Below are 26,512 nucleotides of genomic sequence, written 5' to 3'. Positions count from 1 at the left end.
GCATTTTGTAAGCCGTTACTTTTTGCGGTGCTGTAACAGATCAGGCTTCATGTCTAACATGGAATAGCCACGAACATCATACCGATTGCGGCTGCAGGAATAGTCCACTGGACGTCCCGATTCTAAATAGATGATCTGTTCTAATTCCAATACTGGATCATCTACTTGGCACGCTAAATAGGTTTGATCGTATTCATCACTTTTGGCGGCCTGAAAGGTCCGATAAGCACCAGCAAATTTGTAGCCTAAATCTTGCAGTAGATAGTCATAGACGGATTCTTCCAAGATTTCTTTCGTCAAACCGCTGACCAGATCCAACGGCATATAGGAATGCTCGAGTATGTATGGATTGCCTTCTAAGATCCGCAAACGGATCACATGATAGATTGGTTGTTCGGCAGTGATCTGAAGCATCTCTTGAATTCTTGTTGTAGGAAAACAGACTTCAAAGGTGATGACTTGGCTAGTCAATGTCCGTTTTTCTTGTTTCATCTGATAGCTCAGGCCTTTGTATTCTGTCACCGATGAGGTATCTTTGCCCCAAAAGGAATGATTCAAAACTTTGGTCCCTAAGCCGCGCTTTGTCAGCAGCAAGCCTTCCATAATCAGGATATTCACCGCATTTTTAATCGTCATTCGGCTGACGCCAAACTCTTCCACTAACTCTGTTTGATAAGGTAAAAGACTGTCTTTCGGATAAGTTCCGTCCTTGATTCTTTTACGCAGAACATCTGCGATCTCCATATATTTGGGCATTTTGCCACCTCCAAAACGTGTGTTGTATTGTATTGATTGAAAAACGATAAAAGAACCGGCCAAACGAAAAGAGTGTCATCACACCACTGCACCTTCCAATGAAGCAGTGTGATAAGGGGTATTGCACTCTGATCGCGGCCGGATAAGGTCTATTACGTTTGGCGCTTGTTTCTAATCGACTCGATCAGACATTACGCATTTTTTAAACGGCGTGTTTCTTGAATTTGCGCCATTTTCACGAACGGCAAGTAGATAACGATCGACAAGATCAAGTTAACAGCTGCCAAGATTCCGCCAGCAATACTTTGTGTCGACAAAATACCGCCGATGATTGGTGGCGTCGTCCATGGTGCGATGACGGTACTTGCAGGAACTAAGCCAGTTGCGGTTGCAAAATAAGCAGTCGTTACTAAAACAAGTGGGGTCAACACATATGGGATGAACAAGATTGGGTTCAAGACAACTGGTAACCCAAACATCACTGGTTCATTGATCATAAACACACCTGGTGCAACGGATAGTTTTGCGACAGTCATATATGCTTTATGATGACGAGCAACTAAAAAGATCGCAATCAAAAGACCTAGTGTCGCACCTGTTCCGCCGATGTTCACGAAAGAATCAAAGAATGGTTTGTTCACGATATAAGGCAAATCTGTTCCTGCTTCTAATGCTCGTGCGTTTGCTTCGATCGCAGGCACATTGATCGTTTGCATGAACGGGTCGATGATGTTGGCACCATGTAAACCAAAGAACCATAAGAATGCAGAGATAAAACCTAATAGCAAAGCAGCTGGGTAAGAGTTTGCCAAGCCCATGAATGGTTGTTGCACCAATTCATAGAAGGACAATACGATACTTGTCACACCAAATGCTTGGAAAATTGCTGTAAACAAAGCAAAGATCGATACGGTGATCATTGCTGGGAATAATGCAGCAAATGAACGTGAGACTGCTGGTGGTACTCCATCAGGCATGTTGATGACTAAGCGTGGGTTGCCAGCTAGACGACGGAAGATCTCAGTAGAAATGATCGATACGATTAATGCTAAAAATAATCCTTGAGAACCAAGTCCGGCAGCTGTTAACAAACCATCTGGGCCTGTCGCCATTGCACCTAATGCGAAGAAACTTGCAACTGAGATCGCCCCAGCACCTAATGCGTCTTGATTGTAGCTTTTAGCTAAATTATACGCTACTGTGAAAGCGATTAACAGACCAAGTATTGAAAAAGTACCTGCTGACAAGTTGTTCCCAAAGGCTTGCCATGTTCCTTCACCAAAAATGCCATTCATAAAATCAATATAGGCAGGGATTGGTAAGTTGTTGATCAATACCCCAAAAGAGCCTAAGATCATCAACGGCATCGTTACGATAAATCCGTCACGAATGGCCACTAGATGTCTTTGAGAGCCTATTTTAGAAGCGATCGGAATAAAGTGCTTCTCCATAAATCCAATAAATTTATCCATTGTTTTTTCTCCTTTCAAACCCTAAACAAAATAATGAAACCGATTTCTACTAAAGAATACCACGAGAACGTTTCCATGTCTAGTCTTTTCTTTATCAAAACTGTGCTTTTATTTAACCCAGCTTATCATTTGCAAAAACAGGTGGTTTTTTAATAGAATCCCCCCTTTGAAATTAGCCAGAAAAAATCCGCGATTTTACACAAAAAAAGCAATGCTGATTCCTACAGCATTGCTTTTTTCATTGTTATTAAAAGCCGTTATTATCTGAAACTTCTTTAAACCAACGACCTGATTTTTTCACCGTTCGTTTAGCATCATTTGCTAAGTCAACGGAGATAAATCCGTAACGGTTCTTGTAAGCATTGGTCCATGACCAGTTGTCCATGCAGGTCCACATATGGTAGCCAACACAATTGGTTCCTTCTTGGATCGCTTGGTGGACGTACTTCAAGTGGTCAGAGACAAATTCGATGCGGTAATCATCTTCGATCACGCCATCAGCATTGACGAAACGTTCTTCTCCTTCGACACCCATGCCATTTTCAGAAATGTAGCACTTGATATTGCCATAGTTTTCTCGCGTGTTCGTCAAAATATCATAGATCCCTTTTTCATAGATTTCCCATCCACGATACGGGTTCATTTTCTTGTTCGGCATATCATAGTTATCAAAGTAATCATCAGGCATTGGACTTTTCGCTTCATCGATCGGTGATTCTTTCTTCATGATACGACGAGGTTGGTAATAATTGATCCCCAACAAGTCGATCGTATTTTCGCGAATCGTTTGTAAATCATCGGCTTCCATCGCTGGTACCATATCCAATTCCTTGACGATGATCACTAATTCTTCTGGGAACGTGCCTTTGACCGCAGGGTCTAAGAAAGAACGATTAAAGAAGGCATCCGCGATTTGCGCTGCTTTGACATCCTCTGGATCGTTCTCATCTCTTGGATAGCTTGGCGTCAAGTTCAAGATGATGCCGATCTCCCCATCAAGGTTCATCTCATGATAGACTTTGATGGCTTTAGCACTCGCCAACGTTTCGTGGAACCCAACTTGGACTGCATGTTTCATGTTGATCTCATTCGGATAATGGAATTGGTAAAGATAGCCGCCTTCAACAGGGACGATCGGTTCATTATGAGTGAACCATTTCTTGACACGATCACCAAATAATGTAAAGCAGGTTTGCGCAAATGCGACATAGGCATCCACGGTCTCTCGGTTCAACCAGCCGCCTTTTTCTTGCAGCGCCATCGGCATATCGAAGTGGTAAAGGTTCATGAAAGGTTCGATCCCGTTGGCGATCAACTCATCAATGTAGGCATTGTAAAAATCAACGGCTTTCTGATTGACTTCTCCTTTGCCTTGCGGGAAGAGACGACTCCATTGGATCGACGTCCGAAACGTCGTATGGCCGGTTTCTTTCATTAATTGAATATCTTCTTGATAGCGTGTATAGACTTGCGAGGTTTTTTCAGGACCTACCCCATTGAAAAATTTCTCTGGTTCCTGCTGATACCAGTAATCCCAGATGCTTGCCCCTTTGCCATCGCCTTCAAATACACCTTCTGTTTGTGGGCCACTAGCGGCTGACCCCCACCAAAAGCCTGCTGGAAATTGATAATCCATCTTCATTCACTCCTCATTTTTTCTTTGCTGCCCTAATCATAAAGGAAGCAGTTACAAAAATCAATCTTTTTTAAAATAAATGTATAGACATTTAAAATAAAACATGATACATTATCAATGTAATCGATTGCAAAAAGAAATTTAAGGAGTGAAATAATAATGAATGGTTTTATGGACAAGTTATCTGAAAAGATTTTGCCCTTGGCGAATGCCTTAGGACAAAATCGCTACCTGACCGTCTTGCGGGACGCGTTTATGCTTTCGTTTCCAATCACTATGTTTGGATCGATCGTGGTCGTTTTAAACAACCTGCCCTTCTTCAGTGATGCCACTAAAGGAACATTAGGAACACTGTTTGGCAATGGGCAAAATGCAACAATGAGTATCATGACTGTTTTCGTTACTTTCGGTATTGGCTATTATTTATCAAAATCATATGATGTGGAAGGGATTTTTGGTGGTGCCGTTTCGTTTGCCAGCTTTTTGATCTTGACTCCTTTCTTTATGACTACTGAATCTGGCGAAACAATCTCCGGTGTGCTGTCTCTTGATCGTCTTGGCGCAAAAGGGATGTTTATCGGGATGATCGCAGCATTTTTGGCAGCTGAAATCTATTGCCGCATCACAAAACGCGGCTGGCAGATCAAAATGCCTGATGGGGTACCACCAGCAGTTTCTAAATCTTTTGCCGCTTTGATTCCAGCAATTATCACCTTAACGGTATTCTTAGTGATCAATGCCATCATGACGGGTGTCTTCAATGCCAACTTGCATGACTTGGTTTATGAATTGATCCAAAAACCATTGACTGGACTAGGCAGCAGCTTGCCAGCAACTCTATTGGCTTTGTTCTTTGTTCAATTCCTTTGGTTCTTCGGTCTACATGGTCAAATCATCGTCAACTCTGTGATGGACCCGATTTGGAATACATTGATGTTAGACAACTTAGAAGCGTATCAAAATGGGGATGCACTGCCGCATATCGTCACAAAACCATTTATGGAAACCTTTACTGTTGGATTAGGCGGTTCTGGTATGACGTTAGCCGTTGTTATCTTGATGGCTTTCGTATTGAAGAAAAAACAATACCGCGATGTGGGTCGTTTGGCTTTAGCACCAGGGATCTTTAACGTTAACGAACCAGCCATCTTCGGTATGCCGATCGTCTTGAATGCGACGATCCTGATTCCTTGGGTCGTAGCACCTCTTGTGGTAACGACCTTCAACTACTTAGTGATGGCGGCTGGACTTGTTCCTGCACCAACTGGTGTTTCTGTTCCTTGGACCGTTCCAGTGGTCTTCAGTGGTGTCTTAGCAACCAACTCTTGGTTAGGTGGTTTGCTGCAAGTCATTGACGTGGTGATCGTCGGCTTGATCTGGTATCCATTCTTACGTGTGTTAGATCGTCAAGCAGAACCATCGATCGATTAAGCGCAACGGCTGGCTGAATTTTTTCAGTCAGCCGTTCTTTTTATAAAAAAACCAAGGTTTGATTGTCGAAACCGCTTTTTTCAGCTATACTTCTTGCGAGGTGATCAGATGCCAAAATACCAAGAAATTGCCAATATTTTACGCACACGTATCAAAAACAAAACGTATCCGCCTGACAGCTTACTGCCGAACCAAACTGATTTAGTCGAGGAATTCGGAGTCAGCCGGATGACCGTCAAAAAAGCCATCGGTATTTTAGCCATGGAAGGACTGGTTTATTCTCAGCGGGGCGCTGGAACAAAAATATTGAACCACCCATTCTTAAAAAAAGACACCACTGCTTTAACGGTCTATGAAGGCTTGTCAACGGAAATGGGCAAAGCTGGCCGCAAGCTAGTCAGTCAGGTCATCGATTTTCAAGTCGAATTTCCTGACCAAACGATCCAAGAAAAGTTGATGTTAACGGAAGAACAGCCGATCTATAGTATTGTCCGCTTGCGGATTCTTGAAGACCAACCGTTTATTTTAGAATATACCTATATGCCCGTCCATTTGGTGCCCAATTTAACTCGTGGCCATTTAGAAAGTTCTATCTACCGTTATGTCAAAGAGGAACTAGGGGTCCAGTTTGCTGGCGCCTACCGCACTATTGCCGCTGATAAAAGTACCGCATACGATCAACAGTATTTGGACTGTAAAGCCGATGATCCGGTCTTAGAGATCGAACAGATCGTCTATCAGAAAAATGGCTCACCTATCGAATTTTCCCGTAGTCGCAACCGTTATGACGTGCGGGCCTACTCTTATTTAGATGTCCAGCACTAAAAAGACCTGCCCACGGTTTCTTATGGAAGAAAACCGTGGGCAGGTCTTTTTGTTGGTGCATTCGTTGCTTCGTTTATTTTTTCGCTGAGGGTTGGAATCGTTTCAGCCGCAAGGCATTTAATAAAACGGATACCGAGCTGAAGCTCATGGCCGCCCCAGCGATCATTGGATTGAGCAAGGGACCACCGAAAAGATGCAGCACACCCATTGCGACAGGGATGCCTAAGACGTTATAAGCAAAAGCCCAGAAAAGATTTTCTTTGATGTTTTTGATGGTTGCCCGACTTAACTCGATCGCTGATGGGACGTCCATCAGATCGCTGCGCATCAGTACGATGTCTGCCGATTCGATGGCGACATCGGTACCGGAGCCGATCGCGATCCCTACATCGGCTTGGGCTAACGCGGGCGCATCATTGATTCCGTCACCTACCATCGCAACCTTTTGGCCTTTGGCTTGCAGGCCAGCTACTTTGGCGGCTTTATCTTCTGGCAAGACGTCACTGATCACTTCATCGATACCGACTTGTTTGGCGATGGCTTGGGCCGTTCGGGCATTGTCGCCCGTGATCATTGCTACGTACAAGCCCATTTGATGCAACCGTTCAATGGCTTTTCGACTGCTTTCTTTGATAGTATCTGCCACAGCGATGATCCCGATCGCTTCGCCGTCTTTGGCAACATACATCGGTGTTTTCCCTTCGTGAGCCAATTGTTGGGCTTGCTCGATCAGGCCATCGATGGCAACGTTTTGTTTTTCCAACCATTTCTGGTTGCCTAATAGGACTGGACTGCCAGCGATCGTTCCTTGAATTCCATGACCTGGAATCGCTTCAAACCCGTCAACTTCTTGTAGGGCGAGGGCTTGCGTACGGGCTTCGATCACAATGGCTTCGCCTAATGGATGTTCTGAGCCTTTTTCTACAGAAGCCGCCAGTTGCAGCAATTCCGTCGGCGTGTGATTACCTGCAGGCAGGAGATCGGTTACGACTGGTTTGCCTTCTGTGATCGTGCCGGTTTTATCAAAGACGATGGTCGTCACGTTTCTAGCTGTTTCTAACGCATCGCCGCTTTTGATCAAGACGCCATTTTCTGCCCCTTTGCCCGCACCCACCATGATGGCGGTCGGTGTCGCTAATCCTAAGGCACACGGACAGGCAATCACTAATACAGAGATCGTAATGGTCAATGAGAAGATCCAGGTTTCTTGTCCTAAGAAAAACCAGGCAAGTCCTGCAAAAATCGCCAAGACCATGACGATCGGGACAAACACACCCGAAACTTTGTCAGCCATGCGGGCAATCGGCGCTTTGGATCCTTGAGCATTTTCTACTAACTGAATGATTTGCGCTAACGTTGAATCTTCTCCCACATTGGTGGCTTCATATTGAAACGAGCCGTTTTTGTTGATACTGGCGCCGATCACCCGATCACCGACTTGTTTTTCGATAGGTAAGCTTTCTCCAGTGATCATTGATTCATCGATGGCAGACCGGCCTTGGGTAACGATCCCATCCACAGGAATCTTTTCTCCAGGTCGTACGACTAAGATATCGCCAGCTGCGACTTCTTCAATACCCACTTCGACTTCTTCGGCTTGATTCCCGCTGCCGCGAAGCACGCGGGCTTTTTTCGGTGCGAGATCCAACAACTTCTTGATGGCTTCGGAGGTTTTGCCCTTCGAGACCGACTCAAGGTATTTTCCTAAAGTAACTAATGCCAAAATAACGGCGGCCGTTTCATAGTACAAGTGCATCGCATAGTGGTTCGTGCCAAGGTAGACCATCACGGTTCCATAAATACTATAAAAGAAGGCAGCACTGGTTCCCAATGCAACAAGGGAATCCATGTTGGGATGGCCTTTCCAAAGCGCTTTGAAACCAGCAATGTAAAAGGCGCGACCGAGGACCATCACCGGTAAGACCAAAAGCAATTGAGTGGTAACGAAATTGACTGGATAGGCCATCGGATCTAAAAAGCCAGGGATCGGCAAACCGATCATTTCCCCCATCGTCAAATAGAACAAGGGGATCGTAAAGAGCGCTGAAAGCCAAAACCGTTGCCATAAAGCACGAATCTCTGCCTGTTTTGAATCCACCTTGTCGGCAGAAGCGGTCGGCAGCTGTGCATCATAGCCCGCCTCTTTCACGGCAGCTGCGATCTTCGCGGCGGTCACTTGATCTTGTTGATAGCTGACCGTCAGTTTTTCTGTTGCCAGATTGACGGAGGCTTGCTCCACACCCGCTAATTTTTGGACAGCTTTTTCTACTGTTTGGGCACAAGACGCACAGGTCATGCCCGAGATGGCAAAGGTCTCTTGTCTTTGGGAGCCGATCAGTTGATAGCCCGCTGCTTTGATGGCCGCAGCGAGTGTTTCTTCGGTGAGCTGCTGCTCATCATAACGAATATGTAATTTTTCAGTAGCCAAATTGACAGCTGCTTGGTCGACCCCCGCCAACTTGCTGACTGTTTTTTCGACGGTCTGGGAACAAGACGCACAGGTCATCCCTTTTACCCCATAATTCTTTTCGATCATTGTTTCCTTCCTCCTTGCTTGCTATGCAAACCCATTAACCTTTTATGTTTACAGTTGTAATCTTCTTCTACTTTACAATTATCGTTTACACTTGTCAACGATAATACTCAAAAAAAGGACGTTCTCCTTTGAAGCGGCTCAAAACGCGAGACTTTTGGTCTACCTTTGGGCGGTCGCTACAGGTGGAACGTACTTTTTTCTAAGAAACGATCACTGCCGTTGCAGGGATCGTTTCGCTTATTCAGGTATTGGTTTTAGGAGGCTAGCACTCTTGCCCGTTGGTTTTGATCAGCTCTTGGTACCAGTAGAAGCTGTCTTTCTTGTAGCGTGCCAAAGATCCTTCTTGCGTTTCATCTTGGTCGACATAGACAAAGCCATAGCGTTTTTGGTAGCCGTTCAACCAGCTTAGCAAATCAGTGAAGGACCAGGTGCAATAGCCAAGAACTTCCGCGCCGTCGCTGATCGCTTCTTTAATGGCATGGACATGCCCTGCTAAATAATCGATGCGGTATTGGTCATGGATTTGATGATCGTCGGTTAGTTTGTCGTATTCACCAAGTCCGTTTTCTGTAATGATCACAGGCACCCGATAACGGCTAGTGATTCGTCGTAAAGCGATCCGCAGCCCTTGAGGATCGATCTCCCAATCCCAATTCGTCCGTTCCACAAATGGATTTTCGGCTTTTTTGAACATTCCTGGTGTCCCGGTTTCTTCGGAGCTGCCTTTTTTCCCAGTGGTGTTCATTTTCCCCGCACCGACTCCATCTAATGGATTGTAGGCATTTGTTGCTGTTTGGTAATAGTTGATCCCTAAGAAATCTGGTTTTGCTGAACGCAGCAAGTCCATATCTCCTGGTTCAATCGTTGGTGCGATCCCTTGCTCTTTCAAGTAATTCATTGCAGCAATCGGGTATTCGCCCCATAGATAGACGTCTAACCAATAATGCGCCATCAAGTCTTCCGCGTTTTCAGCTGCCAAAATATTTTTCGGGTCGCTGTTGATTGGGTAGTTTGGTGAGTAGGCGAAACTTGGTCCGATTTTCCCTGGGATTTTCATCTCATGGAACTTGTTGATCACCGAAGCATTCGCCAAGTTAGCGATATGATTGACTTCATACATCCGTTTAGGATCGGTCACTCCTGGTGGATGGGCAGCTAAAAGATATCCTAACGAAGTAAAGATATTTTGTTCATTCAAGCTTACCCAATAGTGGACTTTGCCGCGAAAGGCTTCAAACAATACCGCCGCATAGTTGGTGAAATCTTCAATGATTTTGCGAGATTCCCAGCCACCATATTCTTCTTGCAAAGCTCGGGGCAGATCCCAATGGTACAAGGTCACCATCGGTTCGATCCCTGCTTTTATCAGTTCATCGATCAATGCTAAATAAAAGTCTAACCCTGCTTGATTGACTTCTCCTCGTCCTTCTGGAAAAATCCGTGTCCAAGCAATGGAAAAACGATAGGTTTTCAATCCTTGTTCTTTCATCAAGGCAACATCTTCTTTGAAGCGGTGGTAATGGTCGACCGCGACATCTCCGTTAGTTGCTTTAAAGGTTTTTCCGGGAATGCGGACAAAATCGTCCCAAACCGAAGCGCCTTTGCCGTCTTCTTGCCATGCGCCTTCTACTTGATAGGCTGCTGATGCTGAACCCCATAAAAAATCATTGGGGAATTCTTTTAGTTGTTTATGATCCAATTGTTTCCCTTCTTTCTGTTTGATGATACCCCTTTCTTAAGTATACCGATAATTGCCTGATTTGTCATAAGAAGATTTTGTACCTATGCCAAGAAAGCCGATGGCACGCAAAAAACATCCGTGCAAGCAGTGGCGTTCTCCTTGCAAGGATGTGGACTAGCTATGGATCATGCATCAAATTGTGCCTGATAGAGTGCGGCGTAACGCCCCTCTTTGGCTAATAACTCTTCGTGGGTCCCTTGCTCTACGATATTCCCCTGTTCCACCACGAGGATCGTATCGGCATGTCGAATCGTGGACAAGCGATGGGCGATCACAAAGGAGGTTTTGCCTTTCATCAATTTGGTCATCGCTGCTTGGATCAGCAGCTCTGTTTGCGTGTCGACATTCGATGTGGCTTCATCAAGAATCAACAGATCGGCATCCAACAGCATTGCTCGTGCAATCGTCAACAGCTGTTTTTGCCCTTGTGAGATACCGGTTCCGTCTTCTGAGATCAAAGTATCATAGCCTTTTGGCAGGCTCATAATAAAGTCATGGATATGGGCGGCTTGTGCAGCAGCTTGGACTTCTGCCAACGTCGCATTCGCCTTGCCGTAGGCCAAATTGTCGAAAACCGTTCCCGTGAACAACCAGGTATCTTGCAGCACCATCGCATAGCTTTGCCGTAGGCTGCGACGTGTCGCTTGGCGGATATTTTTACCATCTAACCGAATCGCTCCTTGGTCAGGGTCATAAAACCGCATCAAGAGGTTCACGATGGTGGTTTTCCCGGCTCCGGTCGGTCCGACGATCGCGACCAAGCTGCCAGCTGGTACTTGTAGCGAAAGGTCTTTGATGATGGGCTGCTGTGCTTGATAACCGAAGGTCACATGGTTAAAGGCGACATCACCAGACACCTCGTGGTATTCGTAGGCTCCAGGAACATCAGAAACTTCAGGTTCTTCATCCAGCAAACGGAAGATCCGTTCTGCCGCCGCCAATGCTGATTGCAAATCACTGAAGATGTTGGCTAACTCATTGATTGGTCCTGAAAATTTTCTGGAGTAAAGAACAAAGGAAGAAACATTCCCTAATGTCAGATGACCGAACAAAAACAGCAAGGCGCCAAACATACTGATCAAGGACAACGACAGATTGTTGATAAAGTTGATGGAAGGACCAGTCATACTGCCGTAGTACTCGGCATTGTAATAGGCATCCACCGCTTCTTGGTTTTTTTCGTCAAAACGGCTGATGATCGCTTCTTCTTGGTTATACAGCTTGATCGTTTGCTGACCAGAAATAATCTCTTCCACAAAGCCGTTCAGTTCGCCTAATTTGCGAGAACGACGGCGAAACAATGGTTGAAATTTGCTCATCAAAAAGCGGGTCAAAAAGATCGAAGCGGGAACCGTTACGACAAAAATCAGCACCAGCAGCGGCGAAATCAAAACCATCATCACAAACGAACCAATGATCGTCACAAGACTGCTGAGGACTTGAATGGCATCGCTGGCCAATGACGTATTGATGGTATCGACATCATAACTGATGCGGCTGATGATATCCCCAGTGGCGACTCGGTCAAAATACCCCACCGGCAGTTCGGTGATTTTATCAAAAATCGCCTTGCGCATCGCTGCCACCACCCGCTGACTCAAGCGGATCATCATGAGCGAAATCAGATAACTAAGAAGGGAAGACGCAAGATAAAACAGCAGCATCAGCCCACAATAAAAGAAGACTCGGTCAAAAATGACCTTGCCGGGACCCGGTTGAATGGCATCAATGGCGTACCCTGAAAGCAACGGGCCCACCAAGGCGAAAATGTTGCTGGCCATCATCAATACAGCGGCTGCCAGCAGGAGACCTTTGTACTCGTAGAGATAGCCCCACAAACGCCGTAGTGTTTTCTTACTATCCTGCGGTTTTTCCGTTTTTTTCTTCGGCATCGTCGGCACCTCCTGTCTGACCTTGATAAATGGCTTGGTAGATCGCATTTTCTGCTAGTAATTCTTGGTGACTGCCAAAGCCGTTCATTTGCCCGTTTTCCAGCACCAAAATTTTGTCGGCATGCTGGATCGAGCTGATCCGCTGCGCGATCAAGACCGTCGTCGTCTGTTGAAACTGCTGTCTCAGGACCTTGCGCAACTGAGCGTCGGTCCGATAATCCAGCGCACTGGCAGAATCATCCAAAATCAAAATCTCTGGATCCCCCGCCAAGGCCCGCGATAACAAGACCCGCTGCTTTTGACCCCCGCTTAAATTGCTGCCTTTGGCATGCAGTGGATGAGCTAAGCGCTTGGGTAGTTGATTGATAAACTCCTTGGCTTGGGCGCGAGCCGCCGCTTCTTCGATCTGTTCTTTGGAAAACCGCCGACCAAAAGCGATATTTTCTTCGATCGTTTCCGCAAAAAGCACGTCTTTTTGTAAGACGACACCGAATAACTGATGCAGCTCCGTCGGATCGATGGAGCGAATGTCGCGACCAGCGATGCGAATCATGCCCTTCGTTGGGTCATAGAGACGCAGCAGTAGTTTGACGATCGTTGATTTTCCACTACCAGTCGCACCGATGATCCCTAAGGTTTCTCCCGGCTGCAAGGAAAAATCGATGTCTTTCAGCACCTGGGTACCGTTAGGATAGGTGAAGGAAACTTTTTCAAAAACGATATGCGCAGACTCTTCTTTGACAGGCGCCTCAATGACTTGCATATTTTGCGGCAGGCGCAAGACGGATTGGATTCGATCGGCAGAAGCCAGCCCCTTCGACACGATCACAAAGATGCGCGTGATACTGAGCATGGCATTCAAAATGATCGTAAAATAAGTCAAAAAGGCGATGATGACGCCTGGTTGGGTCAATCCTTGATTGACGCGAAAGGCACTGACGACGATCACTAGCGTCAGTCCGATATTCAAAAATAGGTCCATCAGGGGCGGTGTTGCAGCCATCGTTCGATTAGCGGTGGTTTCCGCAGCTACTACGTCTTGATTGACGTGGTCAAAGCGCTTTTTCTCGTAATCTGCTTTGGACAAGGCCTTGATCACCCGAGCCCCAGTCACATTTTCACGGACAGTTCGCACCAACACATCCACTTGCTTTTGCAATGAGGCAAACAAGGGAATCCCCCGTTTCGAGATCGTGACTGCCGCCACTAAAGTGAAGGGCAAGACGCCCACTAAGACCAGCGTCAACACGGGATCTAATGTGGCAGTGATCATGATCCCCCCTAATAACAGAATCGGGGCACGAATCCCCATCCGTTGGATCATGCCTACCGTTTGATGGATGTTGTAAGTGTCTGTCGTCAAGCGAGACACCAAGGAAGGGATCCCGACTTCTTCGACTTGCGGAATCGACAGATAGGAAACTTTTTCAAATAAGTCATGGCGTATACTGCCGGTGGTATCGCGAGCAACACTGGAGGCCATCCGATTGGCGATGATATTGGTGACGACTGCGATGATGGAGCAGACCACCATCGCCCCACCCCAAGCAAAAATCGCAGATACCTGCTTCGTGGGGATCACAGAATCGATGATATACGCCAAAATCCAAGGCAATAGCAAGTCCATCAGGGAGCCGAAGAATTTGATACTGACGCCAAGGGAGATGCGGCCGATATAGGGTTTTAAATATTGAGTCAAAAGATTCATTCCATCGCCTCATCTTTCGCTAAAAGCCGCTGGGAAATTTCTTTGACGATTTCCAGATCGGCGATCAACTGCTGCTGTTGGGCAGCAGAAAAACCTGCTACGACTTGTTCATTCCAGCTTTGAAGTAGCTGTTGGATGGCTGGTTGAACGGCGAGTGCTTTTTCGGTTGGATAAACCAGTAATTGTCGTTTGTCGGTGGGACTGCTGGTTCTAGTGACAAATCCTCGTTCTTCTAGGATTGCTAGTTGACGGGCAACATTGCTTTTATTCACAAAAATCTTCTTGGCTAAGGCTTCTTGACTGATCCCCGGTTGGCGGCAAATGTTTAAGATATAGGTATGATGCATCCCACCTAAACCAAATTTTTTCAATTCTTTTTCCCGATAAAGGGTGGCGAGACGGGCAATATGATTGATTGAGCGGATAATGGCTTCCATGAGCACTCCTGCCTTTCTTAGTTCTTCAAAGTGTCTAATCTATTATAAGGAATAATCGTTGCGCACGCAACGATTATTGTTTCTGACGAAAAAAAGCAGGTACACTGTTGTTGATCAGCAAAAAAAGAACTTCAGCCCTCTCGCTGAAGTTCTTTTCTGATTCATTTTATTCAGATTCTTTCAATAAAGCTTGTACGACCTTACGACGACGGTACAGCTGTCTGGTTTTCCAGCTGATAAAGCCGATGAGTAAAGCGAGCCAAGAAATGATCGTCAGCCATAAAGCTCCGTCGAAAAACCAAGGCGCGTCGTAATCAACGACTAAGACATTCTCCCCTGCTTGCTGTTGGACAGAAACGGCACCAATGGCACTCAAAGAGACATCTTTTTCAGTTAGCGGCTGCTGATTGAGGGTCAATTCAGTATATCGGTAATTGATTATCGGTAACGCCTTCCACGTCTCTTGATCACCTTGCCAACGTAAAGTAAGCTTCCCGTTTTCTACGGTTTTTGCCACGGTATCATTCTTTTCAATGATTTCTTCCCCGTACAAATTGTACTTGTTCTTCTTGGTTTCTTGATAGAGGGGCAGATAATCTGGCGTAGAACGTTGATACAGCGCTAATGCTAAGGACTTGTCTTTACTAAAATAGGCTTCCTTCAATTGCGCTTCAGATTCCGCCGACAGATAGGTGTGGTTTCGCAGTGAAACCGCAGCTTCATCGGAGTGCCAGTCCTGCATTTTGACCGTGTTTTGGATCAGGATTTGACCAACACTCAAGACTAAAACGAGGACAAACCAACGCGGATTTGCCAATGGCTTGCCCCGATAATAAGGAACTAGCAGGCACAAACCGACTAAGATCAAAATCGTGGCAGGAACAAAGAACCGAAAAGGAAATTGCAGTAAATTGATTACACCATTGTCCAGACTGCCTAGCCATTGCCAAGGAACAGCGTTCGATGATAAAACGAAAAAGACTGCTGCAGCTGCCGTCATTAATTTGAAGCCGCCAGATAGACGTGGCCACACACGGATCGCACCACAAAAGAACAAAGCACATAAGATGGGCAGCAGGTACGGAGTCGTCCACCAATAGCTGCTGGTTCCAGTAATGGTATTTTTCTGCATGTTGCGATTCACAAAAGGCGCGATCAACGTGTTACTCGTATAAAGATCCAACATCCCTAACCAAATATTGGCGGTCAGTAGCAAGAAGATCCCGATCGCTCCTGCTAAGCGCAGCACCAATTGTCGTTTTTCTTCGCCAGAAGTCCCAACAAAAAAGGCGCGTAAGAAAAAGGGCACGTATAAGAACACTAACAAGATGCTGGAAAACACATGGATTTGAAATAAGACCGCCACGGAAACCCCTACCGCAAAAGGCCGTAACCGTTTATGTTCCCCTAGTGCGATCAGTGGAATCAGGCACAGCGGCAGCACAGCCGCCCCCCAAGCAGAAAAGCCCTGTCGCTCAATCCAATACTGGACAGAATAGGTCGCCATAAACAGGACGCTCATCCCCACTGACAGCCAACCATTGACTCGTAATTTCTTTAATAAGCCAAACATCGAAAACCCTGCTAACAAATAGAGCAGCCCGTTGGCGAGCAGCTGGTAGGAAAACCACGAAGGACTCAGCAAGACCAGCAATCCTTGGAAATAGGCAAAAAAGGGCCCGTATAATGCATTGACGATACGAGCAGATTGCTGAAACCCGTAGATAGAAAGAAAATATTGAAAATTGCCCTCTTTGATCTGCTGGCTGGTCTCATAAAAACGATTGAAGTGAAAGACCACATCAGAGCCCAAAATCATGCCTTGGCCTAAGATCTGCGGTAATAAAAAAACACCACTCATTGCAATCAGAATCACCACTTGCCAGAAAAGCGGCTTTTGTACTATTTTTTGTTTCAAAAAAAAACCTCCTTGCACCTTTTCGGTACGCTCATAAAAAGAGTACCAGATAGGGACGAGGAGGGGAAAAAGAAAGCTTAGTGAAAAGGGATACATGGTAAAAATTTAACCAATTACTAAACTTTTCTAGGTTTTAGGTGGTCGTTTCTGTGCTTTTTCTCAAATTTATTGGGTGATCGTTTGCCAGCTTTCCAGTAGTTCGCTTAAAAGCGGGACGACCGTTTCTGCAGGGGCTGCCTCTTTTTGGACATTGGCACTGACTAGCTGATCGTACATATAGCCATACAGAGAATCGAGATCTTCAGCGATAGCGCCACCTTGCTCACGGTCTAAAGAGACCCGTAATTCCAATAAAATATTCTGCGCCTTGACAAATTGCTGATGAGCTTGGCTCAACTCTTCTTTTTCCAATGCGATCACTGCTAATTTGATATTTTTGATCGCTGCTTGCAACAGCATTTCAATCAGTTTGTTGGGGGAGGCACTCATTACTTGGTTCTGCAAATAGTTGTTTTGCATTTTTTGATAATTCATCTTTTTTTCCTCACTATAAATCAAATTCGACGAAGGCGGCACTGTCTTCTTGCTGCAAATACGTTTTGACAAGATTGTTTTTGCGGTTCAAACGCCCCAATTCTTGTTTGATCTCTTGCTGCTGGGCTTTGACCTGGTCTAAGAACGCTTGATACGCTTGGATCACTTGTTGCGCCAATACACTGGTTTGTGGACTATGGCTCTGTGCTTCTGCTTGCATGGCTGCTATGACCGCTGCATTGGCTGCCATCAAACGACTGGCTTCTTCGCTGTCGCCGCGCCATTGGGCAAAACCAGTTAAGATCTGATTCAAACGTTCATCTAATGATACGTGTGGCTCCATAGGTTGTTTCCTTTCATGTTGACGAGGGTTTCTTATGCAAATGAAAAAATGACTGCTTTAATCGGCTATCCAGCCTAGTTTGACGTATTGGCAAACTGATTGCTTAGGTAGCTCAGCTGATTTTCAGCCTCCATCATCACGGAGTCTAACTTGGTAAACATTGTGATGTAACGCTCTTTTTTCATTGCTAAAATATCATCAAACCGTGTGATCTGCTTGTTTAAATCCTTGATGGTACTGTCATAGGTCGCAGATTTGGTGGCAATGATCCCTTTATTGGCTGAAGTATTGACGACATAGCTGTTGGCTAATTCTTTTAGGGCTAGTGTATAGCCAGTCTCTTTCGTGCTCGCAGTGCCATCGGCTTCTTTGGTTTTCGTACTTGCATAAAAGAAAGACTTCACAGCAGCGGGATCTTCCGCTAAGGCTTCTTTTAACTTTGTCGTATCCAGTCCCAATGTACCATCATTATCAACGGTGGAGATGCCTAGCTTATTGGCGGTCAGCTTTGAGCCGCTGACGGCTGGAATGGTGATCAAATTTCGCAATTGGGTCTGTAGACGGGTCAACGCACTGTCTCCCACCAAGGTCCCCGTCTTGTTGTTTTCACTACTAGGATCTCCCACGGTCAAATTGTCGCCGATAAAACTCATCAAGCTATTGTATTGATCCACTAATCCTTGCACTGCATCAACGACTTTCGAGGTATCATTGGCTAAAGAAAGCGTCACATGCTCCTCGCTTTTTTTCGCTAACGTCAGCGTGACACCATCGATAACATCCGTCACACTGTTGCTGTCGCGAGTGATCTTCATGCCGTCTAGCTCAAAAATAGCCGGTTGGCCTTGCGTCGTTGTCGCAGTTGAACCGATCCCTAACCCTTCGGCAGCATTGCCGTCGATCAAGAAATTTTTGTCGCCCATTTTGGTATTTGTTAAAATCAAACGGTTATCCACGATGCTCGCCGCGACGAAGGTCGTCTTGCTTTGGCTATTGATCTTGGCTGCCACATCTTTTAAGCTGTCTTCGGCCGTGATCTCGATCGAAGCGGTGATCGGTTTGCCATCTTCATCGACTTCCGAACTGGTCAATGACAGCTGACCACTGACATTTAGGGCCGTTTTGCTGCTTTGAGCTACTTGACTCCCCGTCACCTTCGTGGCTGTTGCTAGTTGGTTGACTTTTAGATCATAGGTTCCTTCTGGAGCTTCCGTTGTTCCTGCAATTGAAGCGATGCTGCTATTGGTGGTCGTCGCTTTTTTCGTTTGATAAGCATCATCTTTTTGTAATGCATCGACTTTTGACAAAAAGTTAGTCAAGCGAGTGCTGATATCACTCCACGCCGTTTTTTGTGCTTTTAGCGACGTGATTTTATTCTCAGCGCGGGTCTTGTTGATCGCATCTGCCGCCAATAATTTTTCAATATCTTCTGAAGTCACGCCAGAATAACTCCCTAGCGTTGTACTGATTCCTGAACTGCTGGTTACACTTGCCATGTTTTCATCCCTTTCGATCGACCGCGATGCCCATGTCATCCCATATTTTTCCAATCACGTCTAGCATGTTGGCGGGCGGGATCTCTTTGATCACTTCGTTGGTCTGCATATCCACTAAACGCACCATCGTACGCCCCGTGCGCTCATGTACTTCATAAGCCAATTTCATATCTTTGCCAAGTAGTCGCTGATTCACTTCCTCCACGGAGGCTGCGATCTTGTGCTGATCGGCTACTGAAAAATAGTGGATCGGCGGTTCAGTGGCCACTGTCTGTTCCTTTTTCTCCGCCAGTTTCCCCTCTTGGTGTTGCGGCTGAAGGTTGGCGTTCTCTTGATCTAGGGATTCGATCGGACGTGCTTTAGCGACCGACGCAACGGCTTCGATCGGGTGTATTCCTGACATTGGCTGAATATCCATCAGAGCTTCCTCATTTCTAAGCGTTTTTGTGCTGCTATGTAAAACACAAGAACTGCGCTTCCCCTAGGCAGTCCTTGTGTCATTGGTTCACTTGATCAAAAATTATCCTTGTAACAAGCTCAATACGCTGTTAGGCATTGAGTTTGCTTGTGCCAACATTGAAGTTGCTGCTTGAGAAAGGATGTTGCTCTTCGTAAAGCTCATCATTTCTTGCGCCATATCAACGTCACGGATACGTGAGTTTGCTTCAGATAGGTTTTCTTGTGTTGTACCTAAGTTGTTGATTGTGTGTTCTAGACGGTTTTGCGCCGCACCAAGATCCGCACGTTGTGCAGAAACTGCTTTGATCGCTTCATCGATTTTTGTGATTGGATTGTTTTCAACGCTGACAGTTGCCGCTGCTGCTTTGCCTTCATCAGAAGCGGTAAATGTTGCTAAAGCATCATCGTATGTTTTTTGAGCTGTTGCTTTTGCTGTATCATCAGCAGCTGTATCGATGGCTGTTTGTAATTCAGCAACTGTTTTACCAGCAGCCGCATCAACTGTGCCGTCCGCTGCATATTTTGTTGTAGCATCTGCTTTGAAGGCAGTCGCTACTGCTTTATCTTTTGCTGCAGCAACAGCTTTAGCATCGCTTGTATCAATGGCTTGTGTTAAATCTAAGCCTTTTACTTTCAATGCAGATGAGCTCATGTTGTTGATTGAAACGCTCATTGTTTGGTTTGCGTTGGCACCGATTTGGAAAGTGAATGATTTCGCATCATCGCCTTCACCAGTTAACAAGCTTTTTGTATTGAATTCAGTGGTATTGCTGATACGGTCGATTTCATCAGACAATGCGGTGTATTCTTTGTTGATCGCACTGCGGTCGTCATCACTTAACGTACCATTTGAACTTTGAACCGCAAGATCACGCATACGGCCTAAGATGCTGTGGGTTTCATTTAATGCACCTTCTGCTGTTTGGATCAATGAAATACCATCTTGTGCGTTGCTTTTTGCTTGTGACAAACCGCCGATTTGGCCTTTCATTTTTTCAGAAATTGCTAAGCCAGCTGCGTCGTCCCCAGCTTTGTTGATGCGTAAGCCTGAAGATAATTTAGACAAAGAATTGCTTTTAGAAGCATTTGCTGCCGTTAGGCGTGAGTAAGTATTCAATGCTGAAACGTTTGTATTGATTCTCATGTGTAGTTCCTCCTAATTTTTATTCGCTAAGGTTTCCCTCTGCTACTATTTATCGGAAGAAACCGTTCAGGGTTAAGCCTTTTTTCTAAAAAAAAATAAAAAACTTTTGCTCTCAGCAAAGAACAAAAGTTTTTGGGTTAATTTAAATAATCTAGAATGGACATCTGCATGATCTTTGTTCCCATCGCTAATGTTGAACGGTAGGCAGTCATTTGATTTTGATATTCCATATACTTTTCCGCAATATCGACGTCTTGTTTGTTGGACAGTGTTTCGGTCAAGTTCAGCTTTTCCGTCTCATTTCGATCAGCTGCCGCCTCCAAGCGATTGTAGAGGGTGCCGATCTGCGCCCGTACATTCACCACATTAGTGGCATGCTGGTCATGAGCGGTTAAAAGCTCGCCCCCTAAAGCATCTTTATCATCACTGCGCAACGCAGACAACAAATCATTGAAATAGGTGCTTAAATTTTGGGGATCCGCAGCGGTGCCCGTCTCGTTCATCAGACGATCACCGCTGGCTAACAGATCCACCGAGACCCCATTTGCGATTTCTCGCGGCAAGTCTTCGCTCGTGCCATTGTATTTGATACCGACGATGGCGTCATTTTCTTTGACGATCTCAAAAGGCGCCGTCGTCGTATTCGTTCCGCTAAATAGATAGCGGCCATCAAAGTTGGTGTTTAATGATTCAACGATGCCTTCGATCTCTTGCTCGATCTCTGAACGATTTGCCCCTAATTCCTCACTGCCAGCTGTCGCATTGGCAGAAGATTGAACCAACGAGCGAATCCGCAGCATCGAGGTACTGACGCTTTCTAAAGCAGAATCTTGGGCTTTTGTCCAAGAAATACTGTCTTTGATCGTATTGTTGTAAGTTTTGTTTTGATTTAACGACACATTGAGATCCATGATTTTTGAAACCAGCAGCGGATTATCCGAGGACTTGCTGACTTCTTTTAAGCTCGATAGCTGATTCAACGTGGATTGGACTTTGGAGGCGTTGGTTCCTAGATTTCGTAAAAAATCATTGTAGGTGATTGAATTGGAAATACGCATGGTCTACACTCCTGTTCGATTGATCAATGTGTCTAACATTTCAGAAACGACCGATAATATGCGGGCATTGGCCTGAAATCCTTGTTGGAAACGAATCACATCGGACATTTCTTCATTTAATGAAACCCCAGACACCGATTGATTTTTGTATTCTAGTTGATTCAGCAGCGACAATTGGGCACTGACTGTATTGTCGGCTTGCTGTTTTGAGATCCCGTTTTTGGTGACGATGCTGTTAAAATAGCTGCTGACACTCATGCCAGATGCTGCATTGGCAAACGTCAATGTCTCAGAATCAAAAGAAGCGATCGTCTTTTCTGACAACGGGAAGTCCAATTTGGCACTGCTGAGTTTCGCCATTGCAGCAGCTCTTGAACCATCTCCTGCTGCATTGCTCGTTCCGCCGGTCACCAGACTTGGGTTATCTAACAGTGCTTGGCTGACCCGAATCGTCGTCGCTGTACCAGTATCATCTTGGCCGATCTCAAATAGACCGCTAGTAGGAGAAGCGCCGCCGGTAAAGACCATGTTCATGGCTTGCGCGATCGTCGTCGTAAAGTTGTTCAATTCCGTCAAGCGGCTGCCGATCTCCCCAGATGATGCTTGCAGGCCACCGATCGCGCCTTCTTTGATCGGCAATTCTGTATAGGCGGTTTCGCCATTGTCGGTGGTTTTCGTCAACAAGACGGTTCCAGCTGGATAAGACCCTGTGATGGTTTCGGCAGGATTCAAGGCGTTGCCGTCTTTGGAAACCAAGGCGCCCGTGTCGCTTTGTCCCACCACCACACTAAGGGTATTGCGTTCCTCCGCACTTAAAATCGTCTGTCCGCTCATGGATACAAACCCACGACCATACTGATCGGTCTTGGTTTCGATCCCTGCTAGACCCGAGAGATCTTTCAACAGACTGTCTCGACGATCTAAAAGATCATTGGGTGTCTCACCACTCGTCGTCAACCCATAGATCTGTTCATTCAAGGATTGCAGCTGTTTGACCTTCTCATTGAAGTCCAGCGCGGATTTTTCGATGGTATCCAGCGTATCGCTTTGCAGCTGCGTCATTTGTTTGCCCATTTGGTTGATGGTATCGGCAAACGTACTGCTGTTTTCCAGCACAAGGGTCTTAGACGTATCCAGTTCAGGATTGTTGGCTAATGCGGTCCAAGAATCAAACATCGTTGCCAGCTGTTTGGACAGTCCGTTGTCAGAAGGCTCATTCATTAAACTTTCCAGCTGTCCTAATATGTCTGCTTTTTGTTCATAATATGTATAGGTAGAATTGGCATTGCGTACTTGTCCAATGACAAAATCATCGACGATCCGTTCGACACTGCCGACTTTCACACCCATACCGATGCTGCCGACACCCGCTAAATGATAAGACGCTTCGGCTTGCAAGTTGACTCGTTGTCTTGAATAGCCGTCTGTATTGGTATTTGCAATGTTATGGCTGCTGGTTTGCAACGCTGCTTGATTGGCGGTCATGCCTCGGGTTGCGGTGCCTAATGAACCAAATAGTCCTGTCATAGAAGTACTCCTTACATTTTTTGATCGATGATCGCTGTTGAGACAGCTTGTTTTTCTTGGTATTTCGAATACGTATTTGCCGGTGTCTTGATATTTTCTTTGACTGCATCCATCAAAACAGTTTGGAAACTAATGGCTTGCTCCGTCAGCAGGAGATTTTCGGCTTGCTGCACTTGGATCTGGCGGATGAGTTCTTTGATCGCCACTGAAAGAGTTCCTTCATACGTGGAAAAAACGGGTACGAAGGCGGTTTTTTTCTCGACGAGTTCTGGTAATTTTTCTGCTTGATTTTTGATCAAGCAGGTCTTTTCTTTTTGCAGCAACCGCAAGAACTGCTGAAGCCGACGCTCAAATTCCCGTTCTGTCATCTAGTCGACCTGCTTTTCATCTTGTTGCAGCATTTTATCTGCGATCGTTTCGGCAGATACTTGGTAGGTGCCTTCTTTGATCGCTCGTTTCAATTCTGCCACTCGCTCACTGCGACTGGCTGTTTGATTGGCACTCTTTTGAATAGCTTGAGCTGTTTCGGACAATTGAACATCGACGGTTTTTTCTGTCTGAGCAGCAGATGGCTTTTCTTGTTTGACCGCTTCACGTTTGATGGCCTTGTCGCTGTATTCTGCGTAACCTCTTTCGATTTTCATAGGTTCTCCTCCGTTCTCATTCTTCTACCCTCTACTATCGGTCAAATCACAAAAAAGTTAAACCCATATGTTTAACTTTTTGCGATTTCTTCAAATTAATGCAAATTGTGGATGCGTTGTTTTTGCGAAAGAATGTTGGTGATCCGCACACCAAAGTTTTCATTGATGACCACGACTTCCCCAGTGGCGATCAGTTTGCCGTTCAACAAAATCTCTAGCGGTTCATCCGTCAGTTTTTCCAGCTCGATGACGGACCCCGTATTGAAAGATAAAATATCCTTAATGGTTTTTTTGCTGCGGCCTAAGACGACACTTAGATCCAATGGCACATCAAGGATCAAGTCCAAATTATCCCCATCGCTCACTCCGCTGGAGGCCAATGTTTGAAACGCAGGTTTGCTGACTTCCACGGGCTTTGATGCAGCCGCTGGTTCTGGCGTAGGTGCAGCAACGGGTGCCGTTGGCTGCGGTGTTGGTGTTTCCCGAGTAACGACAGTCGCTTCATCGGACAGCATCGCACTGGCGATATCGTTGACCACAGGATCGGTAAAGATCTGCATGATTTTGCTTTCGATCAAACCTTCGACGCGCAAAGAAAATGAGATACAGTAAATCTCTTCCTCTGCCTCGATCCCGCTATACTCAATGTTTTCTGGTGTCTCCCATAGTTTGACGATCGGCGGCAAGATATCCACTTTGCGGCTGATCATCGTCGCCATCGAAGTCGAGGCAGTCCCAATCATTTGGTTCATAGCTTCTGCCACAGCACTTAGCTCTAGTTCCGTAAATTGAGTGTTGCTGGTTTCACCAGTTCCACCCATCATCAAATCGGCGATCACGATGGCATCTTTGACTTCTAATAGCATCAAATTACTGCCTAAAAGGCCTTCTTTAAATTCAACTGTCGTCGCTACTTTTGGTGCAACGAGGTCGTTTAAGATCTCACCAAATTTGATTTTAGACACCCGGGGAGTCGTGATGCTGACCCGACGATCAAGAATGGAAGACAACGTCGTCGCCGCTTGCGACATGGAGATATTGCCAACTTCGCCGATAATGTCGACTTTGACTTGCTCTTCTAATCCTTGCGGCTGGGCTGGGGCACTTTGATTCAACAATGCATCGATTTCTGCTTGGGATAAACGTTCACTCATAGTTCTTGCTCCTCTTCTAACTTGTCTAATAATTCAATGGCTAAACGGTCCTCTTGCTTCCCAGGTTTTGCTCGGAAGTAAGGTTTTCCATCGATGAAAGTCTCCAATGGTTCAGTAATTTTTTTGTCTAGTTTGATGACATCGCCTTCTTCTAAGTGGAGAAACTCAGAAAGACTCATTTGAGCATGGCCCAGCAGAACTTCTAAATTCAATCCGACGCCATTCAAACTTTTTTGCAACTCGCGGCTATCGTCTTGGTTGACTGGCTGATTGCTATCAAACCAATTGCGGAAACTTAATTTATCAATGATCCCTTCAAAGAAGACATAAGGGATACATAGATTGATAAAATGTTTCACTTCAAAAATTTTGATAGTAAAGGTCACTAACACGACGGGTTCGTTGGGCGACATGTTTTGCATCAATTGCGGATTCGTATCGATTCCATCCAAAACCGAATCCAAGGCAACGATGTCCTTCCAAACATTTTGGTAGACCCGGACAAATTGTGCCACCACTTCTTCCAAGATTGCTGTTTCAATATCAGTAAAACTTTTTTTCTCGCTAAAATCCATTTCGATCGGCTTGTTTTGATAGACATCCAAGCCGCCGCACAACAACTCCACCAACATCATACACAGTTGTGGGTTCATCTCGATCATTTGGATCCCGCTCAAAGGCTGCGAATGAAAGAGCCCCAACAAAGTAAATTTTGGTATCGAATGGATAAATTCGTCATAACTGACTTGTTCGATAGCTGCCAACTGCAAAGAAACATTGGTCCGCAGTTGGGTAGAAAGCATGCTGCTGCTCATCTTCGAGAAATCCTCGAAGATCATGTGCAGGGTATTGACGTATTCTTTCGACAGCTTTGTTGGTCGGCGAAAATCGTAGGCTTTCACTTTGGCTTGTTTGTCTTCTATCTCAATAATTTCTTGATCGATCTCTCCGCTGCTCATCGCATTCAACAATAAATCAATCTCTTGCTGCGTCAATACCTGATCCACACTAATCCCCCATTTTTTTAAAAAATCATGTGATCGATTTGAATCACACTGGCTACTTTTTCACCGATCGTCACGACCCCAACGGCATGTTCTGTCTCTTGATTGCTTAGTTGGATATCGTCTTCGGTGATATCAAGAACTTCAATTACTTCTTCTACAAGGACCCCTTTGGTCTCCTCTTGCTTCTTCATGATCAATATGTTTTTTTCGTAGGCTGGTTCCATGATGGGAATCAATTTTGCCAAACGAATCACCGTTACGACAGACCCCCGCAAATTGATCAGCCCTTCCACCCACTCTGGTGCTAGGGGCACCTTCGTAAAGGAAGGGGCATCAATGACCTCGTCCACCGAATCCGCCGAGATCAAATAGTACTGCTGAGCCATTTTGAAAAGAATCATCTGCATGTCGCTATCCTCCTAGGCATTAGGCAAAGGCTTTGTCGATGGCAGTGATTACGCGGTCCGTGTCAAAGGGCTTCACGATAAAGTCCACCGCACCGGCGCGAATCGCATCCATCACCATTCCTTGTTGTCCCATGGCACTGCACATTACGACTTTGGCCTGCGCATCAAACGTGCGGATCATTTTTAATGCCTCTAAGCCATCCACTTCTGGCATCGTGATATCCATGGTCACTAAGTCTGGTGTCGTTGCTTGGTATTTTTCAAAAGCCTCTTGGCCATTTTGGGCTTCCCCCACGACTTCATAGCCGTTTTTTTCTAAAATATCCTTTAATTTCATGCGCATAAATACCGCATCATCCACGATCAATACTTTTTTTGACATTGTAT

Annotated in this window: 24 protein-coding genes; 2 read left to right on the top strand and 22 right to left on the bottom strand. The window is 45.6% G+C overall.

The window, feature by feature from the left end:
* Window positions 1-15 precede the first annotated feature (15 nt).
* The 3 genes from Q1X33_RS04920 to Q1X33_RS04910 form a co-directional block, all read right to left on the bottom strand.
* The gene (locus Q1X33_RS04920) at window positions 16-756 is read right to left on the bottom strand and encodes a GntR family transcriptional regulator (protein WP_005226685.1); all 741 of its coding nucleotides are present in this window, start codon (window positions 754-756) and stop codon (window positions 16-18) included.
* A 191-nt stretch (window positions 757-947) separates the two neighbouring features.
* Window positions 948-2,228, bottom strand: a complete 1,281-nt coding sequence (locus tag Q1X33_RS04915; protein WP_005232725.1) for a PTS sugar transporter subunit IIC — start codon at window positions 2,226-2,228, stop codon at window positions 948-950.
* A 247-nt stretch (window positions 2,229-2,475) separates the two neighbouring features.
* Window positions 2,476-3,870: a glycoside hydrolase family 1 protein gene (locus Q1X33_RS04910; protein WP_005226671.1), complete on the bottom strand. Its 1,395-nt coding sequence runs from the start codon at window positions 3,868-3,870 to the stop codon at window positions 2,476-2,478.
* Window positions 3,871-4,023: 153 nt separating this feature from the next.
* Between Q1X33_RS04910 and celB the strand changes: the two genes are divergently transcribed.
* The gene (celB, locus tag Q1X33_RS04905; RefSeq protein ID WP_005226670.1) at window positions 4,024-5,295 is read left to right on the top strand and encodes a PTS cellobiose transporter subunit IIC; all 1,272 of its coding nucleotides are present in this window, start codon (window positions 4,024-4,026) and stop codon (window positions 5,293-5,295) included.
* Window positions 5,296-5,403: 108 nt separating this feature from the next.
* On the top strand, window positions 5,404-6,120 hold the full coding sequence (locus Q1X33_RS04900; RefSeq protein ID WP_005226669.1) for a GntR family transcriptional regulator: 717 nt from the start codon (window positions 5,404-5,406) through the stop codon (window positions 6,118-6,120).
* 73 nt (window positions 6,121-6,193) lie between these two features.
* On the opposite strand, the gene Q1X33_RS04895 is transcribed toward Q1X33_RS04900, so the two are convergent.
* From Q1X33_RS04895 to Q1X33_RS04805, 19 genes are all read right to left on the bottom strand, one after another.
* Window positions 6,194-8,656: a heavy metal translocating P-type ATPase gene (locus tag Q1X33_RS04895; protein ID WP_005226668.1), complete on the bottom strand. Its 2,463-nt coding sequence runs from the start codon at window positions 8,654-8,656 to the stop codon at window positions 6,194-6,196.
* Between the two features lie 262 nt (window positions 8,657-8,918).
* Window positions 8,919-10,355, bottom strand: coding sequence for a glycoside hydrolase family 1 protein (locus Q1X33_RS04890; RefSeq protein WP_005226667.1), 1,437 nt, complete (start codon window positions 10,353-10,355; stop codon window positions 8,919-8,921).
* Between the two features lie 167 nt (window positions 10,356-10,522).
* Window positions 10,523-12,289, bottom strand: a complete 1,767-nt coding sequence (locus tag Q1X33_RS04885; protein ID WP_301969565.1) for an ABC transporter ATP-binding protein — start codon at window positions 12,287-12,289, stop codon at window positions 10,523-10,525.
* On the bottom strand, window positions 12,255-13,997 hold the full coding sequence (locus tag Q1X33_RS04880) for an ABC transporter ATP-binding protein (RefSeq protein WP_005226665.1): 1,743 nt from the start codon (window positions 13,995-13,997) through the stop codon (window positions 12,255-12,257). The genes Q1X33_RS04885 and Q1X33_RS04880 overlap by 35 nt, the downstream gene beginning before the upstream one ends.
* Window positions 13,994-14,434 (bottom strand): MarR family winged helix-turn-helix transcriptional regulator, encoded by a 441-nt coding sequence (locus Q1X33_RS04875; protein WP_034868929.1) that lies wholly within the window; start codon window positions 14,432-14,434, stop codon window positions 13,994-13,996. Before Q1X33_RS04875 ends, Q1X33_RS04880 begins: the two co-directional genes overlap by 4 nt.
* Window positions 14,435-14,600: 166 nt before the next feature.
* Window positions 14,601-16,352 (bottom strand): hypothetical protein, encoded by a 1,752-nt coding sequence (locus Q1X33_RS04870; protein ID WP_301969564.1) that lies wholly within the window; start codon window positions 16,350-16,352, stop codon window positions 14,601-14,603.
* Between the two features lie 165 nt (window positions 16,353-16,517).
* Window positions 16,518-16,886, bottom strand: a complete 369-nt coding sequence (fliS, locus tag Q1X33_RS04865; RefSeq protein ID WP_034859136.1) for a flagellar export chaperone FliS — start codon at window positions 16,884-16,886, stop codon at window positions 16,518-16,520.
* 13 nt (window positions 16,887-16,899) lie between these two features.
* Window positions 16,900-17,229 carry a hypothetical protein gene (locus tag Q1X33_RS04860; protein WP_005226646.1) on the bottom strand — a complete coding sequence of 110 codons (330 nt, stop codon included), beginning with the start codon at window positions 17,227-17,229 and terminating at the stop codon, window positions 16,900-16,902.
* Window positions 17,230-17,303: 74 nt separating this feature from the next.
* Complete coding sequence (fliD, locus tag Q1X33_RS04855; protein ID WP_005226644.1) at window positions 17,304-18,725, bottom strand: flagellar filament capping protein FliD; 1,422 nt, start codon at window positions 18,723-18,725, stop codon at window positions 17,304-17,306.
* 4 nt (window positions 18,726-18,729) lie between these two features.
* A complete protein-coding gene (locus Q1X33_RS04850; RefSeq protein ID WP_005226643.1) occupies window positions 18,730-19,143 on the bottom strand; it encodes a flagellar protein FlaG in 414 nt (137 codons plus the stop codon).
* Between the two features lie 102 nt (window positions 19,144-19,245).
* Window positions 19,246-20,328, bottom strand: coding sequence for a flagellin (locus Q1X33_RS04845; protein ID WP_005226642.1), 1,083 nt, complete (start codon window positions 20,326-20,328; stop codon window positions 19,246-19,248).
* A gap of 137 nt (window positions 20,329-20,465) precedes the next feature.
* Window positions 20,466-21,386 carry a flagellar hook-associated protein FlgL gene (gene flgL / locus Q1X33_RS04840; RefSeq protein ID WP_005226641.1) on the bottom strand — a complete coding sequence of 307 codons (921 nt, stop codon included), beginning with the start codon at window positions 21,384-21,386 and terminating at the stop codon, window positions 20,466-20,468.
* A 3-nt stretch (window positions 21,387-21,389) separates the two neighbouring features.
* On the bottom strand, window positions 21,390-22,913 hold the full coding sequence (gene flgK, locus Q1X33_RS04835; RefSeq protein ID WP_005226640.1) for a flagellar hook-associated protein FlgK: 1,524 nt from the start codon (window positions 22,911-22,913) through the stop codon (window positions 21,390-21,392).
* Window positions 22,914-22,924: 11 nt separating this feature from the next.
* Window positions 22,925-23,281 carry a hypothetical protein gene (locus Q1X33_RS04830; protein ID WP_005226639.1) on the bottom strand — a complete coding sequence of 119 codons (357 nt, stop codon included), beginning with the start codon at window positions 23,279-23,281 and terminating at the stop codon, window positions 22,925-22,927.
* Complete coding sequence (gene flgM / locus Q1X33_RS04825; RefSeq protein ID WP_005226638.1) at window positions 23,282-23,557, bottom strand: flagellar biosynthesis anti-sigma factor FlgM; 276 nt, start codon at window positions 23,555-23,557, stop codon at window positions 23,282-23,284.
* Window positions 23,558-23,652: 95 nt separating this feature from the next.
* Window positions 23,653-24,711 carry a flagellar motor switch phosphatase FliY gene (fliY, locus tag Q1X33_RS04820; RefSeq protein ID WP_005226637.1) on the bottom strand — a complete coding sequence of 353 codons (1,059 nt, stop codon included), beginning with the start codon at window positions 24,709-24,711 and terminating at the stop codon, window positions 23,653-23,655.
* Window positions 24,708-25,718 carry a flagellar motor switch protein FliM gene (fliM, locus tag Q1X33_RS04815; RefSeq protein ID WP_005232756.1) on the bottom strand — a complete coding sequence of 337 codons (1,011 nt, stop codon included), beginning with the start codon at window positions 25,716-25,718 and terminating at the stop codon, window positions 24,708-24,710. The genes fliY and fliM overlap by 4 nt, the downstream gene beginning before the upstream one ends.
* Window positions 25,719-25,735: 17 nt before the next feature.
* Window positions 25,736-26,125 (bottom strand): chemotaxis protein CheW, encoded by a 390-nt coding sequence (locus Q1X33_RS04810; protein WP_005226635.1) that lies wholly within the window; start codon window positions 26,123-26,125, stop codon window positions 25,736-25,738.
* A gap of 19 nt (window positions 26,126-26,144) precedes the next feature.
* Entirely contained in the window at window positions 26,145-26,507 is a 363-nt protein-coding gene (locus Q1X33_RS04805; RefSeq protein ID WP_003129084.1) for a response regulator, read from the bottom strand.
* Window positions 26,508-26,512: the final 5 nt, after the last annotated feature.

This window comes from Enterococcus sp. B2E4 (assembly GCF_030499455.1).
GTDB classification, from domain to species: domain Bacteria; phylum Bacillota; class Bacilli; order Lactobacillales; family Enterococcaceae; genus Enterococcus_D; species Enterococcus_D casseliflavus.
This window is presented reverse-complemented; position numbering and strand designations above follow the sequence as displayed.